General features: G+C 49.5%; 18 protein-coding genes. All 18 read left to right on the top strand.

Going from position 1 to position 17,717, the window contains the following annotated elements; translation table 11 throughout:
- Positions 1–30 precede the first annotated feature (30 nt).
- The gene (gene ndk, locus HPL003_RS22555) at positions 31–474 is read left to right on the top strand and encodes a nucleoside-diphosphate kinase (RefSeq protein ID WP_014282092.1); all 444 of its coding nucleotides are present in this window, start codon (positions 31–33) and stop codon (positions 472–474) included.
- Between the two features lie 30 nt (positions 475–504).
- Positions 505–1,305 (top strand): CheR family methyltransferase, encoded by an 801-nt coding sequence (locus tag HPL003_RS22550; protein WP_014282091.1) that lies wholly within the window; start codon positions 505–507, stop codon positions 1,303–1,305.
- Between the two features lie 230 nt (positions 1,306–1,535).
- Positions 1,536–2,705 (top strand): chorismate synthase, encoded by a 1,170-nt coding sequence (gene aroC / locus HPL003_RS22545; RefSeq protein WP_014282090.1) that lies wholly within the window; start codon positions 1,536–1,538, stop codon positions 2,703–2,705.
- Position 2,706: 1 nt separating this feature from the next.
- Positions 2,707–3,801 (top strand): 3-dehydroquinate synthase, encoded by a 1,095-nt coding sequence (aroB, locus tag HPL003_RS22540; RefSeq protein ID WP_014282089.1) that lies wholly within the window; start codon positions 2,707–2,709, stop codon positions 3,799–3,801.
- Positions 3,802–3,803: 2 nt separating this feature from the next.
- Positions 3,804–4,178, top strand: coding sequence for a chorismate mutase (gene aroH / locus HPL003_RS22535; protein WP_014282088.1), 375 nt, complete (start codon positions 3,804–3,806; stop codon positions 4,176–4,178).
- A gap of 379 nt (positions 4,179–4,557) precedes the next feature.
- Positions 4,558–6,108: an anthranilate synthase component I gene (gene trpE / locus HPL003_RS22530; protein WP_014282087.1), complete on the top strand. Its 1,551-nt coding sequence runs from the start codon at positions 4,558–4,560 to the stop codon at positions 6,106–6,108.
- Positions 6,109–6,142: 34 nt separating this feature from the next.
- Positions 6,143–7,189, top strand: coding sequence for an anthranilate phosphoribosyltransferase (gene trpD, locus HPL003_RS22525; RefSeq protein ID WP_014282086.1), 1,047 nt, complete (start codon positions 6,143–6,145; stop codon positions 7,187–7,189).
- On the top strand, positions 7,179–7,973 hold the full coding sequence (gene trpC, locus HPL003_RS22520; protein ID WP_014282085.1) for an indole-3-glycerol phosphate synthase TrpC: 795 nt from the start codon (positions 7,179–7,181) through the stop codon (positions 7,971–7,973). Before trpD ends, trpC begins: the two co-directional genes overlap by 11 nt.
- On the top strand, positions 7,970–8,656 hold the full coding sequence (locus tag HPL003_RS22515) for a phosphoribosylanthranilate isomerase (protein WP_014282084.1): 687 nt from the start codon (positions 7,970–7,972) through the stop codon (positions 8,654–8,656). Before trpC ends, HPL003_RS22515 begins: the two co-directional genes overlap by 4 nt.
- Entirely contained in the window at positions 8,653–9,849 is a 1,197-nt protein-coding gene (gene trpB, locus HPL003_RS22510) for a tryptophan synthase subunit beta (RefSeq protein ID WP_014282083.1), read from the top strand. Before HPL003_RS22515 ends, trpB begins: the two co-directional genes overlap by 4 nt.
- Complete coding sequence (gene trpA, locus HPL003_RS22505) at positions 9,846–10,652, top strand: tryptophan synthase subunit alpha (protein WP_014282082.1); 807 nt, start codon at positions 9,846–9,848, stop codon at positions 10,650–10,652. The genes trpB and trpA overlap by 4 nt, the downstream gene beginning before the upstream one ends.
- Before the next feature lie 59 nt (positions 10,653–10,711).
- Positions 10,712–11,815: a histidinol-phosphate transaminase gene (hisC, locus tag HPL003_RS22500; RefSeq protein ID WP_014282081.1), complete on the top strand. Its 1,104-nt coding sequence runs from the start codon at positions 10,712–10,714 to the stop codon at positions 11,813–11,815.
- A gap of 26 nt (positions 11,816–11,841) precedes the next feature.
- Positions 11,842–12,930: a prephenate dehydrogenase gene (locus tag HPL003_RS22495; protein ID WP_014282080.1), complete on the top strand. Its 1,089-nt coding sequence runs from the start codon at positions 11,842–11,844 to the stop codon at positions 12,928–12,930.
- Between the two features lie 998 nt (positions 12,931–13,928).
- A complete protein-coding gene (locus HPL003_RS22490) occupies positions 13,929–14,525 on the top strand; it encodes an RNA polymerase sigma factor (protein WP_014282079.1) in 597 nt (198 codons plus the stop codon).
- On the top strand, positions 14,522–15,148 hold the full coding sequence (locus tag HPL003_RS22485) for a hypothetical protein (RefSeq protein WP_014282078.1): 627 nt from the start codon (positions 14,522–14,524) through the stop codon (positions 15,146–15,148). The genes HPL003_RS22490 and HPL003_RS22485 overlap by 4 nt, the downstream gene beginning before the upstream one ends.
- Positions 15,149–15,218: 70 nt before the next feature.
- Entirely contained in the window at positions 15,219–15,821 is a 603-nt protein-coding gene (locus HPL003_RS22480; RefSeq protein WP_014282077.1) for a histidine phosphatase family protein, read from the top strand.
- Positions 15,822–16,030: 209 nt separating this feature from the next.
- Complete coding sequence (locus HPL003_RS22475; RefSeq protein WP_014282076.1) at positions 16,031–17,140, top strand: hypothetical protein; 1,110 nt, start codon at positions 16,031–16,033, stop codon at positions 17,138–17,140.
- A gap of 53 nt (positions 17,141–17,193) precedes the next feature.
- The gene (locus HPL003_RS22470) at positions 17,194–17,700 is read left to right on the top strand and encodes a gamma carbonic anhydrase family protein (protein ID WP_014282075.1); all 507 of its coding nucleotides are present in this window, start codon (positions 17,194–17,196) and stop codon (positions 17,698–17,700) included.
- The last annotated feature ends 17 nt before the right edge of the window (positions 17,701–17,717 follow it).

The raw sequence follows: 17,717 nt of genomic DNA, 5'->3' as shown, positions 1-17,717 counted from the left end.
AATACATTAGATTGGATTGGGAGTGAGCCGATGGATCGTACGTTTTTGATGGTTAAACCGGATGGAGTACAACGCGGACTAATTGGACGTATTATTAGTCGTCTGGAAGACAAAGGCTTCAAAATGACGGCTGGTAAACTTGTGCAGGTATCTAGAGAACAGGCGGAACGGCATTATGCTGAGCATGTGGGCAAGCCCTTTTTTGAAGAGCTTGTAGGCTTTATCACTTCTGGCCCTGTATTCGCCATGGTTTGGGAAGGGGATAACATCGTTACCCTGTCCCGCCTGCTGATTGGTAAAACACAAGTGACAGAAGCTCTTCCGGGCACGATCCGGGGAGACTTTGCTGCACATACACCGTTTAACCTCATTCACGGTTCAGATTCACCGGAGAGCGCGGAGCGCGAGATTGCGAATTTTTTCACGCCGGAGGATACCGTTCGGTATGAAAAAAGTGTGGCGACCTGGGTGTAAGTTTAATTTCGAATGAAGAAGGATGGTAGCATGACGGATATGGAACTGGGTCAGACGGACCCCGATTACACAGCGTTTATCCGCAAAATCAAGGACAGCACAGGTATTGATCTTGCACAATACAAGGAAGCACAGATGAAAAGGCGGTTAACTACGCTTCGCAACAAAAACGGGTTTCCCAGTTTTGTTTCTTTTTATGATGCCATGATGAAAGAAAAGCCCCTGTTCTATGAATTTCTGGATCGGATGACGATCAATGTTTCAGAGTTTTGGCGTAATCCCAATCGGTGGGAAGTACTGCGGGATACGATTTTGCCACAGCTGCTTGCAGGTAAGCAGAAGCTCAAGCTGTGGAGTGCGGCCTGTTCGACTGGCGAGGAGCCGTACAGCTTGGCTATGGTGCTGGACGGCAAGGGGATTTTGGGGAATTGCTCCATTACGGCCTCTGACATTGATGACGGTGCACTGGCTAAAGCCAAGGAAGGCAGATATTTGGAGCGTTCGCTCAAGGATGTGCCTGAACAGGTAGCCAGTAAGTATTTCAAGCCGGATGGTGCGATGTATCGAATTGACGACCGTTTGAAGCAGGCTGTGAAATTTCAAAAGCAAAATTTGCTGCTGGATCGGTTTGAGGACGGCTACGATCTCATTATCTGCCGGAATGTCATGATTTATTTTACGGAAGAGGCCAAGCATAAGCTGTACCAGAAGTTTGCAGCCAGTCTTCGTCCCGGCGGTGTCCTGTTTGTCGGCAGTACAGAGCAAATTTTTTCTCCAAACCAATATGGTCTGGAATCAACGGAAACCTTTTTTTATCGTAAAAAAGCATAAGCCTGGACATATAGCCCATTGTTTCGTAGAAAGTTGTGCCTAACAATGAGTACGTTGGCTGTTGGCTTATTATCAGGAGCGCACGTCCTTTGACTTTGACCAAAGGGCGTGTTTTTGTTTATCTGCACACCTGTGGCTTTTCTTGTCAAAGAAAGGTGCGTATACTATAATGAAGCACAGTTAAAGATTTTAGCGATGCACAGTTTAACAGTTTAAAGGGGGAACGCGTTATGAGTTTACGTTACTTAACCGCGGGGGAAACGCATGGTCCCCAGCTTACTGCGATTGTAGAGGGCATGCCGAGCAATTTAAAATTGGATTTTGAAGAATTGAATTTTCAGCTACACCGTCGTCAGAAGGGGTATGGACGGGGTCGACGTATGCAGATTGAAAAGGATACGGCCAACATTGCCGGAGGCGTTCGTCACGGGTATACCACAGGTGCGCCGATTGCCCTGGTTGTGGAAAACAACGATTGGAAGCATTGGCAGAACATTATGAATATTGAGCCTATCGAAGGCAGTGACGAGGAAAAGCGCCGGGTTCACCGCCCGCGTCCGGGTCATGCGGATCTGAACGGCGGACTAAAATACAATCTGAAGGATCTGCGCAACGTGCTGGAACGTTCCAGTGCCCGTGAAACAGCGATTCGTGTCGCATGCGGCGGGTTGGCCCGTCAATTGCTGGCAGAATTCGGAATCAAGGTGGCTGGGCAGGTTATCCGCATTGGAGAAATCGAGGCACCTTACCGCGAGTTGCCGATTGACGAGCTAATCGCCGTGACAGAGGCCTCTTCGGTGAGAGTAACTGATCCGGAAACGGAAAAGAAAATGGAAGCCTACATTGACCTGATCAAGCAAGAAGGCGATTCGGTTGGTGGCGTAGTGGAATGTATCGTGGAAGGTGTTCCAATCGGTTTGGGCAGTCATGTACAGTATGATCGGAAGCTCGATGCACGCATTGCCCAAGGAGTCATGTCCATTAATGCGTTCAAAGGCGTGGAAATCGGTATCGGCTTTGAAGCTGGAGAACTGCGTGGTTCTCAGGTGCATGATGAGATTTTGCATGATGACGAACGTGGATATCACCGCCGTACCAATCGTTTGGGCGGTTTCGAGGGTGGTATGACAAACGGAATGCCAGTCGTGGTTCGTGGCGTGATGAAGCCGATCCCGACACTATACAAGCCGCTGCAAAGCGTGGATATTGATACGAAGGAAGCGTTCACCGCTCAGGTTGAGCGTTCGGATGCATGTGCCGTACCAGCGGCAAGTGTGGTTATGGAGCATGTTGTAGCCTGGGAGATAGCCAAGGCTTTGCTTGAAAAATTCGGCGGCGATTCCATTGAAGAAATCCGTGCGAACATTGCATCCTATGAAGAACAACTGGGACGGTACTAAGATGAGTACGCTGACGGTACAGCTTGGGGAACGTTCCTATCCCATTCATATCGGACGTGGACTGTTACAGCGGGCAGGAGAGTTGTTGAGCGAACGGGGAATTGCACAAAGAAGTCCGCTGTTGATCGTTTCTGACGAACACACAGCGGGATTGTATTTATCGACACTGGAGAGCAACCTTCAGGCAGCAGGGTACAAGACGGTTTCCTACGTTGTCAAGCCGGGTGAAAAGTCCAAATCACTTGCTGTGTATGAGCAGGTGATTACAGCAGCTATCAAGGGCGGTTTAGACCGCAATTCAGCTGTTATCGCACTTGGTGGTGGTGTAGTGGGCGATCTGGCAGGATTTGTGGCGGCTTCTTTTATGAGAGGCGTCAAGTTCGTACAGATTCCAACTACAATCCTTGCGCATGACAGTAGCGTGGGCGGCAAGGTCGGCATCAATCATCCTTTGGCGAAAAATATGATTGGAGCCTTCCATCAGCCGGAATTGGTATTGTATGACGTGGATACGTTGTCTACATTGCCTCCGCGTGAGGTATCTGCCGGGCTGGCTGAAATGATCAAGCATGGCTTGATCTGGGATGCTGATTTCGCTCAGTGGTGCCGTGATCATGCAGATGATTTGCTGGCTTTGGATGCGGCGGCCCTGGAGTACGGTCTGGAGAGGGGCTGTTCTGTGAAAGCCGAAGTGGTATCGCGCGATGAACGTGAAAACGATTTGCGCGCTATTCTAAACCTCGGTCACACGATTGGTCATGCGATAGAGGCGATTGCGGGGTATGGTGAGTTTTTACACGGGGAAGCGATTTCTATTGGTATGGTCGGCTCTGCACTTCTGGGTGTGAAGCTGGGGGCAGATCCTTCTTTGGCAACAGAAACGAGGGATATGCTGGCTTCGCTTCGTCTACCGACTTCTCTTCCCGCTCATCTCGAAACAGATCGTCTGCTGGATGCGATGATGCATGACAAAAAGTTTAAGGAAGGCAGTATTACTTTTGTCGTCCCACGCAGCATCGGGCGTGTGGAGGTAGTGAAGGATATTTCCGTCTCTTACATCCGACAAGTAATTGAACAGCTAAAAGAGGAGGCGTAACGATGTACAATCGGGGAATTCGTGGGGCGACGACCGTAGCGAACAATGAAGAAAACGAAATTTTGGAAGCCACATGCCTACTGTTAGCGGAAATTGTGTCCTACAATGAAGTGCAGCCGGAGGATATTAGCAACGTATGGATTACGGTGACCCATGATCTGAATGCTACTTTCCCGGCAAAGGCGATCCGCCAGCTTGACGGCTGGGATATGGTTCCGCTTATGTGTTCGTTAGAAATTCCCGTAGAGGGCGGCTTGCCGAAATGCATCCGTTTGATGGTACAGGTGAATACCGTTAAAACACAGCGGGAAATCAAACATGTATATTTGAACGGGGCGCAGGCGCTGAGACCGGATTTGGCGTCCCAAGGGAAGTAATCGCCCGTTTTTAAAGTTGATGGTTGCCAAAGTAACATTGTATGAGATATAGTGTGTGTAGCAGAGTTGAGTAGAGTTAGCCAGAGCCAGAGTTGAGATGAGAAGAGTGCAGTTGAGCCAATTCCATATGAAGATTACAGAGACCAGCGGTAGCGGATAAGCTTTTGTCCACGGAGAACTTCCTAGACGGAGAGGCTTATTTGAAGTAACCCAGGTTATGCAAAGGGATGAGTGTATACTTTGTATATTTGTTGTAGTCATTTTGCATATGGTAGCATTCTTATAATTTCAATAACTGACAGCCTCTACCTTCCGGGTAGAGGCTTTTTTTATGTTCTCTCCTTTGAGTTCTGCCCCAATTTGGAAAGGAAGTGATCTCATGTTAACGCCGCATGTGGAGCAAGTGATAACGATGGCGAATGATTTTAACCTGATTCCTGTGTACAAAAAAGTGCTGGCGGATATGGAGACGCCAATTCGGATTTTCCGTCGGTACGCTGAGCGGGACCGGGCCTTTCTGCTGGAGAGTGTAGAAGGGGGCGAGCAGTGGGCGCGACATTCATTCATCGGGACGGACCCGTTCCTGATGGTTTCCGGTAAAAAAGGCCGTTTGATCCTGGAGCAGCATGGTAAGCGACAAATATTAAACGACAAGCCGCTTGAAGAGCTCAAGGCGTTGCTTCGCAAGTACCGTAGCCCGAAGGTGAAAGAAATGCCTCCATTTACAGGCGGGGCTATCGGATTTTTTGGATATGATCTGCTGCAATACTATGAAAAACTGCCAGAGCATTCAGTAGATGATTTGAATATGGATGATATTCGTTTTATGTTCTGCGATCAAGTTATTGTCTTTGATCATGTGAAACAGCAAATTTTGCTGGTCGGCAATGTTCATGTAGGCGAAGGCTTCCGCGATGAGGACATCCGCGCTGCTTATGCTGAGGTGGAACGGAAGCTGGAAGCAACGGCGCAGTACCTACGTAAGCAGACACCGGCAGAGACATTGGGAGCAGTCTCCATTCCTGACGATGTGGAGCTGGGTGAGATTCAATCGAATGTGACGAAGGAGCAGTTTATTTCCAATGTGGAGCAGGCGAAGGAGTATATTCGCTCAGGCGATATTTTTCAGGTCGTTCTATCCCAGCGCTTTCACATTGATACTGATGCCTCTCCTTTACAGGTATACCGCGTGCTGCGCACGATGAACCCGTCTCCGTATATGTATTATTTGAAAATGGATGACGAGATCATCGTGGGCACTTCGCCGGAGGCGCTCGTCAAGGTGGAAAACGGTCGGGTGGAAACCCGTCCTATTGCTGGAACGAGGCCGCGTGGCGTGACGGAGACAGAGGATATAGCGCTTGCTGAAGAGCTGCTGAAGGATGAAAAAGAACGTGCCGAGCATCTGATGCTGGTCGACTTGGGAAGAAATGATCTGGGACGTGTATCTCAATTCGGTACGGTCCAATGCGATACGTTTATGGAAATTGAACGCTATTCCCACGTGATGCACATTGTATCCAATGTATCGGGTAAGTTACGCGAGGATAAAGACTTCTTCGATGCTTTCCTGTCCTGCTTGCCAGCGGGCACGGTATCAGGGGCTCCGAAGCTGCGGGCGATGGAGATTATTGCCGAGCTGGAGCGGGAGGCGCGTGGGCCGTATGCAGGAGCCATCGGATATTTGGGCTTCTCGGGCAATATGGATGCTTGCATCACGATTCGTACCATTGTGTTTAAAAAGAACCGGGCTTATGTTCAGGCGGGTGCAGGGATTGTGTGGGACTCGGTTCCGGAAAGCGAGTATCAGGAGACGGTAAACAAGGCCAAGGCACTGCTGAAAGCGATCCGCACGGCTGAAGCGATGTTCCCGGCGACGGTACAGCCCTACAACAGCGTCATCAACCAGGATTATTTGTACACTCCGTAACATACAAAAATCTGATTTTGAGGAGGAGACGACGATGGAACGACATGACATTATGCAAGTGGGGTTAAGCCGGGTCATTGAGGGACAGCATCTTTCACGTCCGGAGGCCCGCGGCGTGATGGAACAGATTATGAGTGGGAGTGCTACGCAGGCGCAAATTGGCGGGTTGCTGACAGCTCTGCGCATCAAGGGGGAGACGGTGGACGAAATCACCGGATTTGCCGAAGCTATGCGCAGCTATGCCAGTCCGGTGCAAACCGGAGAAGGTGATACCCATTTGTTGGACACATGCGGAACGGGGGGGTCGGGTATTCACAAGTTTAATATTTCCACGATATCCGCTATTATTGCGGCTTCGGTATCTGTACGGGTAGCGAAGCATGGCAATCGCTCTGCAAGCGGACGTGCCGGGAGCGCCGATGTGCTGGAGGCCCTAGGGGTCAATATCCATTTGACGAGTGATCAGGCGCGGTCATGTCTGGATCGTATCGGCATCTGCTTTTTATTTGCGCAGTTGTATCATCCGTCTATGAAGCATGCTGCCGCTCCACGTCGAGAGCTTGGAGTACGAACGGTGTTTAATATGCTCGGTCCCTTGACGAATCCGGCAGGTGCAGATCGCCAGTTGCTAGGCATTTATGATGCGGGAAAAACGGAAGTGATCGCTGAGGTGCTGAATCGACTCGGTTCCAAGCGAGCCATGGTTGTCAGCAGTCTGGACGGATTGGATGAAATCAGCATTTCGGCACCGACACGGGTATCTGAACTGAAGGATGGTCAGGTTCGTACGTTTGAACTTAACCCGTCGGATCTGGGTTTGCAGACGCACCGTCTCGATGAAGTGCTGGGTGGAGACGCGCAGGTTAACGCCGACATTATAGATCGAGTTTTGAACGGAGAGCGCGGAGCTTATCGTGATGTCGTGTTAGCGAATGCGGGTGCGTGCATCTATGTATCGGGCGCAGTAGCTACCTTGACGGAGGGAGTAGCGCGAGCGGCTGAAGCTATTGACTCGGGGCTGGCGCTGTCCAAGCTGGATCAATTAATACAGGCAACGGGGGAATATCAATATGTATCTTGATCGAATTGTAGTGACAAAGCGACAGGAAGTAGAGCAGCTTAAGGAGCATTTTCAAATCAGTAAAGCCGAACGATTGGTTGCCGATTTATCTGCGACGAGAGGATTCGAGGATGCTATAGCTCTGCGCCGCAACCGTCCGCTCGGACTGATTGCCGAAGTGAAGAAGGCTTCCCCCTCCAAAGGGTTGATCCGGCCGGATTTTCATCCGGTGGACATTGCACGGGCTTATGAGGGGGCTGGAGCCGATTGCATTTCTGTCTTGACGGATGTGACGTACTTTCAGGGGAGCCCTGAATATTTGCACCAAATTCGTGAACAGGTAAAGATTCCACTGCTGCGTAAGGATTTTATCATTGATGAACGGCAAATTTATGAAGCTCGTCTGCTGGGAGCGGATGCGGTGCTGTTGATTGCGGCCATACTGGAGCCACGTGTTTTGGGGTCATTTTTAGAGATTGCCAAAAACCTGGGACTGGACGCATTGGTAGAGGTGCATGACAGTGAGGAGCTTAAAGCTGTGCTGGATCTGGGGACAGCCACCTTGATTGGCGTGAATAACCGAAATCTGCGGACATTTGAGACCCGCCTCCAGACGACAGAGGAGCTGTTCTCACTGATTCCTAAAGGAGTTACGTTTATCAGCGAAAGCGGCATTGCCGGACCCGAAGATGTGAAGTATTTACATTCAGTAGGCGCACACGGCATCCTGGTAGGAGAGCATCTGATGCGCAAGGATGATGTAGGACAGGCTGTAGCCGATTTGATGGACGGGGTTAAAGCATGAACAAAACGGGCGTAAAAATTTGTGGACTTCAAAGCGTTGAAGTGCTAAAATCTATGGTAAACTTACCGGTCGATTATATAGGTTTTGTGTTTGCCGACAGCAAGCGCCGGATTGACAGCGCACAGGCTGGAGAGCTGCTTCGCGTATTGGATGAATGGACCCCAGGCAGCAGACCGCGCAGTGTGGGCGTATTTGTGAACCCTGATGATGCACTGTTAAATGATGTCATGGAGCAAGCGCCATTGGATGTCATTCAACTGCACGGGCAGGAGAATCCGCAGCGCTGCCGGGAGATCAGGGAGCATTTTGGCGTACAGGTATTCAAGGCATGGTCTGTGGACAGTAAAGGGCAGACGGTGAAGGGTCAGACAGAATGCCTGACGGACGAATTGGATGCCTATGCCGGAACGATTGACGCTTTACTGCTGGATACATACGATCCCTTGTATGGTGGCGGCTCCGGTAAAACGTTTGCGTGGGATCGGATTCCTGCCTTTCAGGCTTGGACCCAACAATATGGAATTCCTTTGTTTGTAGCTGGCGGGCTGACTGCCGATAATGCGGAAAAGCTGGTTACCGAGTATCATCCCGAAGGGCTGGATGTGTCCAGCGGTGTAGAGACGGATGGAGTCAAGGACATTGCAAAAATCACAGCATTCGTAGAAAGGGTGAAGCAGGCATGACACAATTACCTGATAACAACGGGCGTTTTGGAACATTTGGCGGACGTTTTGTACCGGAAACGTTGATGAACGCACTGATTGAATTGGAGGAATCCTACCGGAAGTATGCGGATGATCCTGATTTTAACGCAGAGCTGAACGGACTGCTAAAGGATTATTCGGGCCGGGAAACGCCGCTCTATTATGCGGAGCGTTTGAGTCAGCATTTGGGCAAGGCTAAAATTTACTTGAAACGTGAAGATCTGAACCATACCGGAGCCCACAAAATTAATAATGCGCTGGCGCAGGGACTGCTGGCGAAGCGTATGGGCAAGCAGAAGGTCATTGCCGAAACAGGTGCAGGCCAGCATGGTGTTGCGACAGCGACCGTCGCGGCATTGCTCGGACTGGAATGCAAGGTGTTTATGGGGGAAGAGGATACCGTACGCCAGCAGCTAAATGTATTCCGTATGCAACTATTGGGTGCAGAGGTCATTCCGGTTACATCGGGCACACGTACGCTCAAGGATGCTGGGAATGAAGCTTTGCGGTATTGGGTGAGCCATGTCCATGATACATTCTATATTTTGGGCTCGGCGGTCGGACCACATCCGTATCCAATGATGGTGCGCAACTTCCAGCGTGTCATTGGCGACGAAACCCGCCGCCAAATTCTCGAAAAAGAAGGCAGGCTTCCAGATGTCGTGGTAGCGGCGATCGGTGGCGGAAGTAATGCCATCGGTATGTTCTATCCTTTTATCGAGGATCACGAGGTTGCTTTGCTTGGCGTCGAGGCGGCTGGAAAAGGCGTGGAAACGGAATTTCATGCAGCAACGATGAGCAAGGGAACGCAAGGTGTCTTCCAAGGCTCTATGAGCTATCTGCTTCAGGATGAATATGGACAGGTACAGCCTGCGCATTCCATCTCGGCGGGATTGGACTATCCGGGGGTTGGGCCGGAGCATTCGTATTTGAAGGATATTGAACGGGCCAAGTATGTTCCGATTTCCGATCAGGAAGCACTGGATGCTCTCCAATTGTTATGCCGCACGGAAGGTATTCTGCCGGCGTTGGAGTCGGCACATGCAGTTGCACAGGTCGTTAAACTGGCACCTACCTTGACGGCGGATGATATTATTGTTATCTGTTTGTCGGGTCGCGGCGACAAAGATGTGGACTCCATTATTAAGCATTTGGGAGGAAATCCGTCATGAATTTAATTGATCAGGTGTTTGGACGCCTCAAAAATGAAGGCAAAACGGCATTAATTCCTTTCCTGACGGTAGGCGATCCGGATGTGGACACGACGGTAGAAATCATACGGCAACTGGAGTCGGCCGGGGCCGATATATTGGAGCTGGGCGTTCCATATTCGGACCCGCTGGCTGACGGACCTGTCATTCAGCGTGCGTCTGAGCGTGCGTTGAAACGGCAAATCTCGATCCGCACGTGTATGGAGACGGCTTCTTTGGCCCGGGCAGCGGGATCAAGCCTGCCTTTTATTTTGTTCACGTATTATAATCCTGTGTTGCAGATGGGCATGGATGCTTTCTTTGCAGGCTTGCAGAAGCATGGCATCAGCGGTCTGATCATTCCCGATCTTCCGCTTGAGGAAGCAGAAGAGCTGGGAGGACGGGCAGCAGAGGTTGGTGTGCATCTGATTCCGTTGGTGGCTCCAACTTCTGAACAGCGGATTGAACGAATTGTTCGTCAAGCGCGCGGATTTGTATACTGCGTATCCTCCCTTGGGGTGACCGGGGAAAGAGCTTCCTTTTTTGAGGGCATAGAGGGCTTCATCGCGCAGGTCAAGCGGCATACGGATATTCCGGTAGCGGTTGGGTTCGGTATTTCTACCAGGGAGCAGGTCACCCGTTTTTCGGACATCTGTGATGGAGTTGTCGTCGGAAGTGCCATTGTGCGTCAGGTGGAGGAAGCGATCCCGCTGCTGGATGATTCTGCGCGCAGAGAAGAAGGACTTTTGCAAATTCGTAATTTTGTGGCACAATTAAAGCTGTAACTGGTGTCAATATAGAAAGCAGCAAATGTAGTTTTGAATGGATTAGAGGAGGTAGGGGCATGCAACCTAAACCGCATATTGTACATTTGCCGGTATATCAACCCGGTAAACCGATTGAAGATGTGAAGCGTGAGCTGGGACTTGATGAAGTGATCAAGCTCGCCTCGAATGAAAATCCGTATGGCAGCTCTCCTAAGGTACTGCAGGCCATTCAGGAGGAATTTGCGAATATTAGTGTATATCCTGACGGCAGCGCGGTAGCTTTAACACAGGCGCTGGCTAAACATACGGGCTTGAAAGAGGATCAGTTTATTTATGGCTGTGGCTCTGACGAGATTATCGCGTTGATTACACGTGCTTTTCTTCTTCCAGGGGAAGAAAGTATCATGGCCGATCAGACCTTCTCCGTATACAAGAGCAATGTGGAAATTGAGGGAGCGGTTGCTGTTGAGGTGCCTTTGCGTGACGGGGTGCATGATCTGGAAGCCATGTTGTCTCAGATTAACGACCGTACGAAAATGATCTGGGTCTGTAATCCGAACAACCCGACAGGCACGATTGTACCTGAAGCAGAGCTGATCGCATTTTTGGATCGGGTGCCGAAGCATGTTATGGTTGTGCTGGATGAGGCGTATTTCGAGTTTGTGACGGATAGTACTTATCCAGACGGTATTCGTTTGTTGCCAGCCTATGAAAATCTGGTTGTATTGCGCACTTTCTCCAAAATCTACGGTCTGGCATCGCTTCGCATCGGATATGGCATGGGAGCTGTGGCAACGATTCGCCTGATTAATCAAGTTCGTGAGCCGTTCAATACTTCGCGGGTAGCACAGGCGGCGGCGGTTGCGGCGTTGGAAGATCAGGATTTTGTGCAGGAATGTCGTGATCGCAACGCAGAGGGCAGAGCCTATTTGCAAAATGAGTTGAAGCGCCTTGGACTGGAATCTTTTCCGGCACATGGTAATTTTATTATGCTGGATGTACGTCGCCCGTCAGGTGAGGTATTTCAGGAGTTGCTTCGTAGAGGCGTGATTATTCGCGCTGGTCATCACAAATATCCGACATACATTAGGGTGTCGGTTGGATCACAGCCGCAAAATGAGTGGTTTATCCGTGCGCTGGAACAGGTCCTTGGGGCGGAAGCGGCGAAAGCGCGTCTATAATTTCCGCAGATGGGATTTGATAATTGATGAAGATTGCCATTTTCGGCGTGGGACTGATCGGTGGGTCCCTTGCGCTTTGTTTTAAAGGGAAGCCGGGCATTACCGTTGTCGGTCATGCTCATCTCCCCGAACTCATGGAGCCGATGTTGAGCCGTGGTGTCGTGGACACTGCGACTCTTTCGGTTGAAGAGGCGGCAGAGGATGCCGATTTTGTTTTTGTATGCGTACCTGTCGGCTTACTGGAGCATTATCTGGAGCTGTTAAGCAGGCTGCCGCTTAAAGAGGGTTGTATTATTACCGATGTAGGCAGTACAAAATCGTCGATTGCCAAAAAAGCGTCGGAAATCTCTTTACGTAATGCTTATTTTATTGGTGGCCATCCGATGGCCGGCTCGGAGCGTTCCGGTGTGAAGGCTGCTTCTGCGTTGCTGTTTGAGAATGCCTACTATGTACTTTCCCCCGCAGAAGGTGTGCCTGAGGAAGCCTACAGTTCGCTGGAGCATCTGTTGAAATATACAGGAGCTCAGGTTGTGCGTGTCCAGCCTGATATGCACGATGACATTGTCGGGGCAATCAGCCATCTTCCACATATTATTGCAGCGGCACTGGTGAATCAGGTGCGCAAGCACAATGACGAAAATCCGTTGTACCGTACGCTGGCTGCTGGCGGCTTCCGCGATATTACGCGAATTGCTTCCAGTGATCCTATTGTGTGGCGGGACATTTTGCTGAGCAATCGTGATGTTTTGCTAGGTCTGCTGGAAGAGTGGAACGGGCAGATTGAACGTTTTACCCATTTACTGAGAATACAAGACGGAGAGGGAATCGCTGACGAGTTTTTGACGGCGGGACATTTCCGCAGTGAACTGCCGGAACGTCGCAAAGGTGTCATCGTCTCAACGTTTGATCTGTATATTGATGTACCGGATACTCCGGGGATTATCGGTCGAATTGCAACAGAGCTGGGGGATAACAGCATTAACCTGAGCAATATGCAAATCATCGAAAGCCGGGAGGATGTTCCCGGTATTATGCGGCTTTCCTTCCGCCAAGAACGGGACTGGGAGCGCGCCAAGGCATTGCTGGATTCAATGAGCTATAAAGTGGTGGTGTGAAGGTTGGGGAAAGTAGGTGTCTGCTAAGGAGGTCGCTTCGCGATCCATTTGATCTTACGATCGCTGTTGCCGCCGGATTTTTTTTTGATCAGATGCTTTAATGGGAAAATCCGGCGGCAAAGGCGAACGCTCTGCTTCTCCAGATTCAAATGGACCGCTGCGCTACTGACCGCCTTAAAAGCAACACACTTTCTGGGAGTGAAGTAGTAGTCAGAAATAAAACTAACAGCAGGCGGGCGGGGATTTCTTTCGCCCGTTTTTTGTTCTTTATGGACTGTGATTTAGTCAAGGTGGTATAGGTGGGGGCAGTTCATTTTCTTTGTAATATAAGCTAAACTCGAAAAATTCACATAAAAAATGGAGTAGGCGGAATGGTGCTGGATACAGCGATGGGAAGCACCACCCGACTGCGCAGTGGCACCTTATGTAACTTTTCAGTTCAGCCTTTTATATGAGGCTTCAAAAAAAGACCACCCGGGTAAAGCCCCGGGTGGTAGCTGCTCTTGTGGAGTAGCTGAGTAGGATAGGAGTGGAGAGAAACCATACTGTACTTTTATTATATGTATACGTTTTCATTTTGTCAATGATTTTTTAAAGCGTTTTCTTTTTGGGTGATTATTCTAACCTGCGTATTCAAAAAGGACAGTTTCATGGTTAGGTCACTTTATCTTGAAAAACTTAAAATAGGTCGGAAATGCCGTATATCGGAAACAGTTGCTAGCGTTACGTAGCCTGTGATGGAAATCATGGGGATTTTGGACTTTTTTACTGACGACTATTTTGTGGTACAATGGGTAAGTCCATTTTGGATGTTGAGAAATGTTGGGGATAGCACCGTTATTGTTGGCACTACATAGGGTAAGAAAAAAAACAAATGTTCCATGATGCTGTTTCATCCATTTGCGCACTCTGCGCAACTTTTTTTGGCCTGTTCGGTATATATAGACAGAATCGGATGGGAGAACAGCACATGTATGGGCGAGGAGGGTCTCACTCGGATGATGACAGATTCCCAGATGATTCAGGAAATCAAACAAGGTAATGTTGAGGTTTATTCAGAATTAATGAGGCGGCACCAACGTAAAATTTTAGCTTTTGTTTATCATATGCTGAAAAGTTCGAACCTGGAAATGATTGCTGAGGACTTATGCTCGGAGACGTTTTATAAAGCGTACCGGAGCCTGCACTCTTTTCGCGAGGTAGATGCATCGTTCTCCACATGGTTATATACGATTGCACGTAATACGGTGCTGAGCGAGCTTCGCAAGCATCGTAGCGGTCAGGTTCCATTGGAGGAGAGCGGTTATGTGCCGGTTGCTCCATTGGATGTGATTCCAGAGCAGGCCGTCCTTCGCGGCGAGAAGGTAGAGATGGTTCGTGAAGCGATCAACAGATTGCCAGAGAAGCAGCGGTCTGCGTTGATTTTGCGTGAATACGAGCAATTGGACTATCAGGAAATTGCTACGATTTTGGGGCAGACGGTCAGTGCGGTGAAATCGTTGCTTTTCCGGGCCAGAACCAGTGTGAAGACGCAGTTGGAGCCTTATTTTTTTGAGCCTCTCTATGAGGAAAACGAAGGGATGAGCAGCCAATGAAATCCAGGGACGCTGAGGATTTGTTCGCTACAGGTAAAAATGTATCGAAACAAGACTCGGAGCGCAGACGGGCCAAAAGCTCGTCTGCCGGATGGGAGCATGGTTCGGAAGAAAATGAGTGGAATTTGTCAAAAGAAAGTCGATCCGCTATTCGCGATATTTCCTTTGAGATAACAGATGAGCAGGCGGAAGCAATGAATCGCAGGGTCATGGACCGGATTTATGAAGAGTCACCGTGGCTTGTTCCCGGCGAGCATCGGCGTGCGCGTGTGAACCCGGCATCCCGTAAGTATATGTCCGTATGGATCGCCGGCTTTTTGGCGGTGTTTTTGTGTAGCTTTTTGTTTTTGAACTGGAATGGAAGCTCCTCTCAAGAAAATCCTCCTCAAGCGGCACCTGTTATGGATACGGGTATTTTACCGACAGGCTTGCTGAAAACTACAAGTACATCTCCACAATATCAATACCACATTAAAGATGTGAATAGTGGCATTATGGACCCGCTGGTTGCAAGCATTGTTCCTACTTACCCGCAATATTGGATGTTGCTGTCTGTGTTGGCACTTGCGCTTGCCTTATTTTCTCTGGGCTGGATTCATCGTGCGAGACGGGTTAGAAATTAGCAGCACAGCCGGGCTCCAATACGGATTCATAATAATGCCTGAATAACAAAATAGCGGAGGAAACAACACGATGCTTATTGGCTTGATCAGACATGGACTAACGGATTGGAATGCGGTGGGTAAAATCCAGGGCCACAGTGATATTCCGTTGAATAAGGAAGGACGCCAGCAGGCACGCTTGTTGGCAGAACGTTTAAAAGATGAGCCCTATCATTGGGATGGACTTATTACAAGCAGCCTTTCGAGAGCCAAGGAGACGGGAGAGATTATTGCATCTGCTCTTCATCTTCCTTTGCTGGAGCCGGACGATCGGCTGAGAGAACGTGCTTATGGTCAGGTCGAGGGCATGACACAGGCTGAGCGTGAGGAGAAGTGGGGTAGCGACTGGCATCTGCTGGACCTGGGGCAGGAGAGCGATGAAGCTCTTCAACTCCGCGGGTTGGCTTTTATGGAGGCCATTTGGTCGGAAAACCGGGACAAGAACCTGCTAGTCGTTTCTCATGGCGGTTTTTTGGCTAATTTGTATAAGGCTCTGTATCAGGAAAAGTTTACTGAACGAATTGGCAATCTGTCACTGAGTGTTCTCCAGCGTGAGGATACGGATTGGACGCCGCTTTTGTATAATTGCACCAGACATTTACAGGAAAAAAGCGATTGTAACTTAAAAGGTTGACGAAAGACCACGAACTTTGAACTGCACCCCAATTGTTAGACACCATCTAACATTGGAGGTGCAGTTCAAAGAAGCCGTGGTCTTTTTGTATTTTTAATTATAGCTTTGCAAAAAAAGAGGTTTAGAGTCTGAACATTCCGTCAAAGCTGTGGGTACAACAGGTAAGAATCAATTCCGGATGGACAGTCCAGTGACGAGGCGATGGAACGATGAATCTGGCGGATATGCTGACATTTGCGGATATTGTGCATTTGAACAGAATCGCGGTGCATTACGAATGTGACTGTAAGCCCAATTCCAAACATGAGCTGATACAGGGCATTTTGACAAAGCTCGGCAGCAGCAGTTTTTTTGAGATGCAGGTCAGGGAGCTGAAGTTGTCAGAGGTAAGGTTTTTGAACGCACTGCTATTCGATGACCGGCCTTATTTCAGTATGGAGGAATTGATTGCGGTTGCCAAACAATCTGCCGAGGAGGATGGGGATTCCGGTGAGCGACCGCGGGACATCGTGGCCCGTTTACGCAACAGTGGCTGGCTGTTTAACGGTTCGACGCACAATACGAGGTATTTGCATCAAATTCCATTGGACATGAAGGAGCGTTTCCGCCGTGTCATGATGCAAGACTTGCAAAACGGAATGATCCGGGTAAGTGAGCCAACGTCATACCGGGATGAGGGGCATCTTTTGGCAGAGGATTTACGACTTTTCCTTCAGTACATGGAGCAGCATGAAGTTCCGCTTAACCCGGACGGGGCATGGTATCGTCGCAATCAGCAGCAGCTGATGGAGCATTTGCATATTGCGGAGCCGCTTTTGGGTAAAGGGGGCTGGCGTTTTGGATATGGCTCCTCCTTTAAGTTTTATCCCGACCGAATGGCATTGCTATATGATTATGCCCGTCACTCCAGGTTTATTGAGGAGAAGGGGGATCGTGTTGTGCTGACGGCAAAGGGAGAGGCACGCAGGGAATACGCGATCGATGATGAGATGATACAGCTATTCAGGTTTTGGTTAAGATTGTATAAAGGAGCCGTTCCCAATCTACTTTCTCTGGTCTACTGGATAGGAGAATGTGCCAGGCCCTGGACGTCCTCGGAGTCACTTTTTGTACATATTGGCCCGCTGATCAGACCGTTTTATTATGATACGCCCCGTTCGGTCTTTGATCAGAGAATTATTCGAATGATGCTCCACTTGGGCATGCTTCGTTTGGGTGAGCATTCGACGGAGCCATCTGTACAGATGACCGCCTGGGGGCTCAAACTGGCAGGGGAGTGCCGCATTGGGCGGAACGACCCGGGTATGCGGCTCCATTGACAAGTAGCATACATGTTGATAGAATTTCACCCAAAATGAGAGGGTGAAGTTGAATGTTGATTCACTATAACGGGAACATGCCACAGCTCCATTCATCTGTCTATGTGGCAGAAGGAGCAAAAATTGTCGGAAAGGTAACGATCGGCCAAGATTCCTCCGTTTGGTTCAATGCTGTATTGCGCGGGGATATGGCACCTGTTATCATCGGTGAACGCTGCAATATTCAGGACGGTGTCGTGGGACATGTGAACACGGACCAGCCCCTGGTGCTGGCGGACGATATTTCGGTGGGACATGCTGCGATTATCCATGGCTGTACGGTAGGCAAAGGCACTTTAATCGGTATGGGGGCCATTGTACTCAACGGAGCTGAGCTTGGTGAATATGCTTTAATAGGAGCAGGGTCGGTCGTTACGGAAAATACCAAAATACCACCCTATACTCTTTCTCTCGGTACACCTGCCAAAGTGGTGCGCGAATTGACAGACGCAGATTTGCAGCGGATGTCACGGACGGCACTCAGCTATGTGGCGAAAGGAAAAGAATATAGGATCTCTTAAACTCATGTTGGAGGTGC

The sequence above is a fragment of the Paenibacillus terrae HPL-003 genome, from assembly GCF_000235585.1.
Lineage (GTDB): Bacteria > Bacillota > Bacilli > Paenibacillales > Paenibacillaceae > Paenibacillus > Paenibacillus terrae_B.
The sequence above is the reverse complement of the archived record's forward strand: the minus strand, read 5'-3'. Positions and strand labels throughout refer to the sequence as shown.

Coding starts and splice junctions, on each gene's coding strand:
- ndk (WP_014282092.1), top strand. CDS start 31: ATGGATCGTACGTTTTTGATGGTTAAACCGGATGGAGTACAACGCGGA.
- HPL003_RS22550 (WP_014282091.1), top strand. CDS start 505: ATGACGGATATGGAACTGGGTCAGACGGACCCCGATTACACAGCGTTT.
- aroC (WP_014282090.1), top strand. CDS start 1,536: ATGAGTTTACGTTACTTAACCGCGGGGGAAACGCATGGTCCCCAGCTT.
- aroB (WP_014282089.1), top strand. CDS start 2,707: ATGAGTACGCTGACGGTACAGCTTGGGGAACGTTCCTATCCCATTCAT.
- aroH (WP_014282088.1), top strand. CDS start 3,804: ATGTACAATCGGGGAATTCGTGGGGCGACGACCGTAGCGAACAATGAA.
- trpE (WP_014282087.1), top strand. CDS start 4,558: ATGTTAACGCCGCATGTGGAGCAAGTGATAACGATGGCGAATGATTTT.
- trpD (WP_014282086.1), top strand. CDS start 6,143: ATGGAACGACATGACATTATGCAAGTGGGGTTAAGCCGGGTCATTGAG.
- trpC (WP_014282085.1), top strand. CDS start 7,179: ATGTATCTTGATCGAATTGTAGTGACAAAGCGACAGGAAGTAGAGCAG.
- HPL003_RS22515 (WP_014282084.1), top strand. CDS start 7,970: ATGAACAAAACGGGCGTAAAAATTTGTGGACTTCAAAGCGTTGAAGTG.
- trpB (WP_014282083.1), top strand. CDS start 8,653: ATGACACAATTACCTGATAACAACGGGCGTTTTGGAACATTTGGCGGA.
- trpA (WP_014282082.1), top strand. CDS start 9,846: ATGAATTTAATTGATCAGGTGTTTGGACGCCTCAAAAATGAAGGCAAA.
- hisC (WP_014282081.1), top strand. CDS start 10,712: ATGCAACCTAAACCGCATATTGTACATTTGCCGGTATATCAACCCGGT.
- HPL003_RS22495 (WP_014282080.1), top strand. CDS start 11,842: ATGAAGATTGCCATTTTCGGCGTGGGACTGATCGGTGGGTCCCTTGCG.
- HPL003_RS22490 (WP_014282079.1), top strand. CDS start 13,929: ATGATGACAGATTCCCAGATGATTCAGGAAATCAAACAAGGTAATGTT.
- HPL003_RS22485 (WP_014282078.1), top strand. CDS start 14,522: ATGAAATCCAGGGACGCTGAGGATTTGTTCGCTACAGGTAAAAATGTA.
- HPL003_RS22480 (WP_014282077.1), top strand. CDS start 15,219: ATGCTTATTGGCTTGATCAGACATGGACTAACGGATTGGAATGCGGTG.
- HPL003_RS22475 (WP_014282076.1), top strand. CDS start 16,031: ATGAATCTGGCGGATATGCTGACATTTGCGGATATTGTGCATTTGAAC.
- HPL003_RS22470 (WP_014282075.1), top strand. CDS start 17,194: ATGTTGATTCACTATAACGGGAACATGCCACAGCTCCATTCATCTGTC.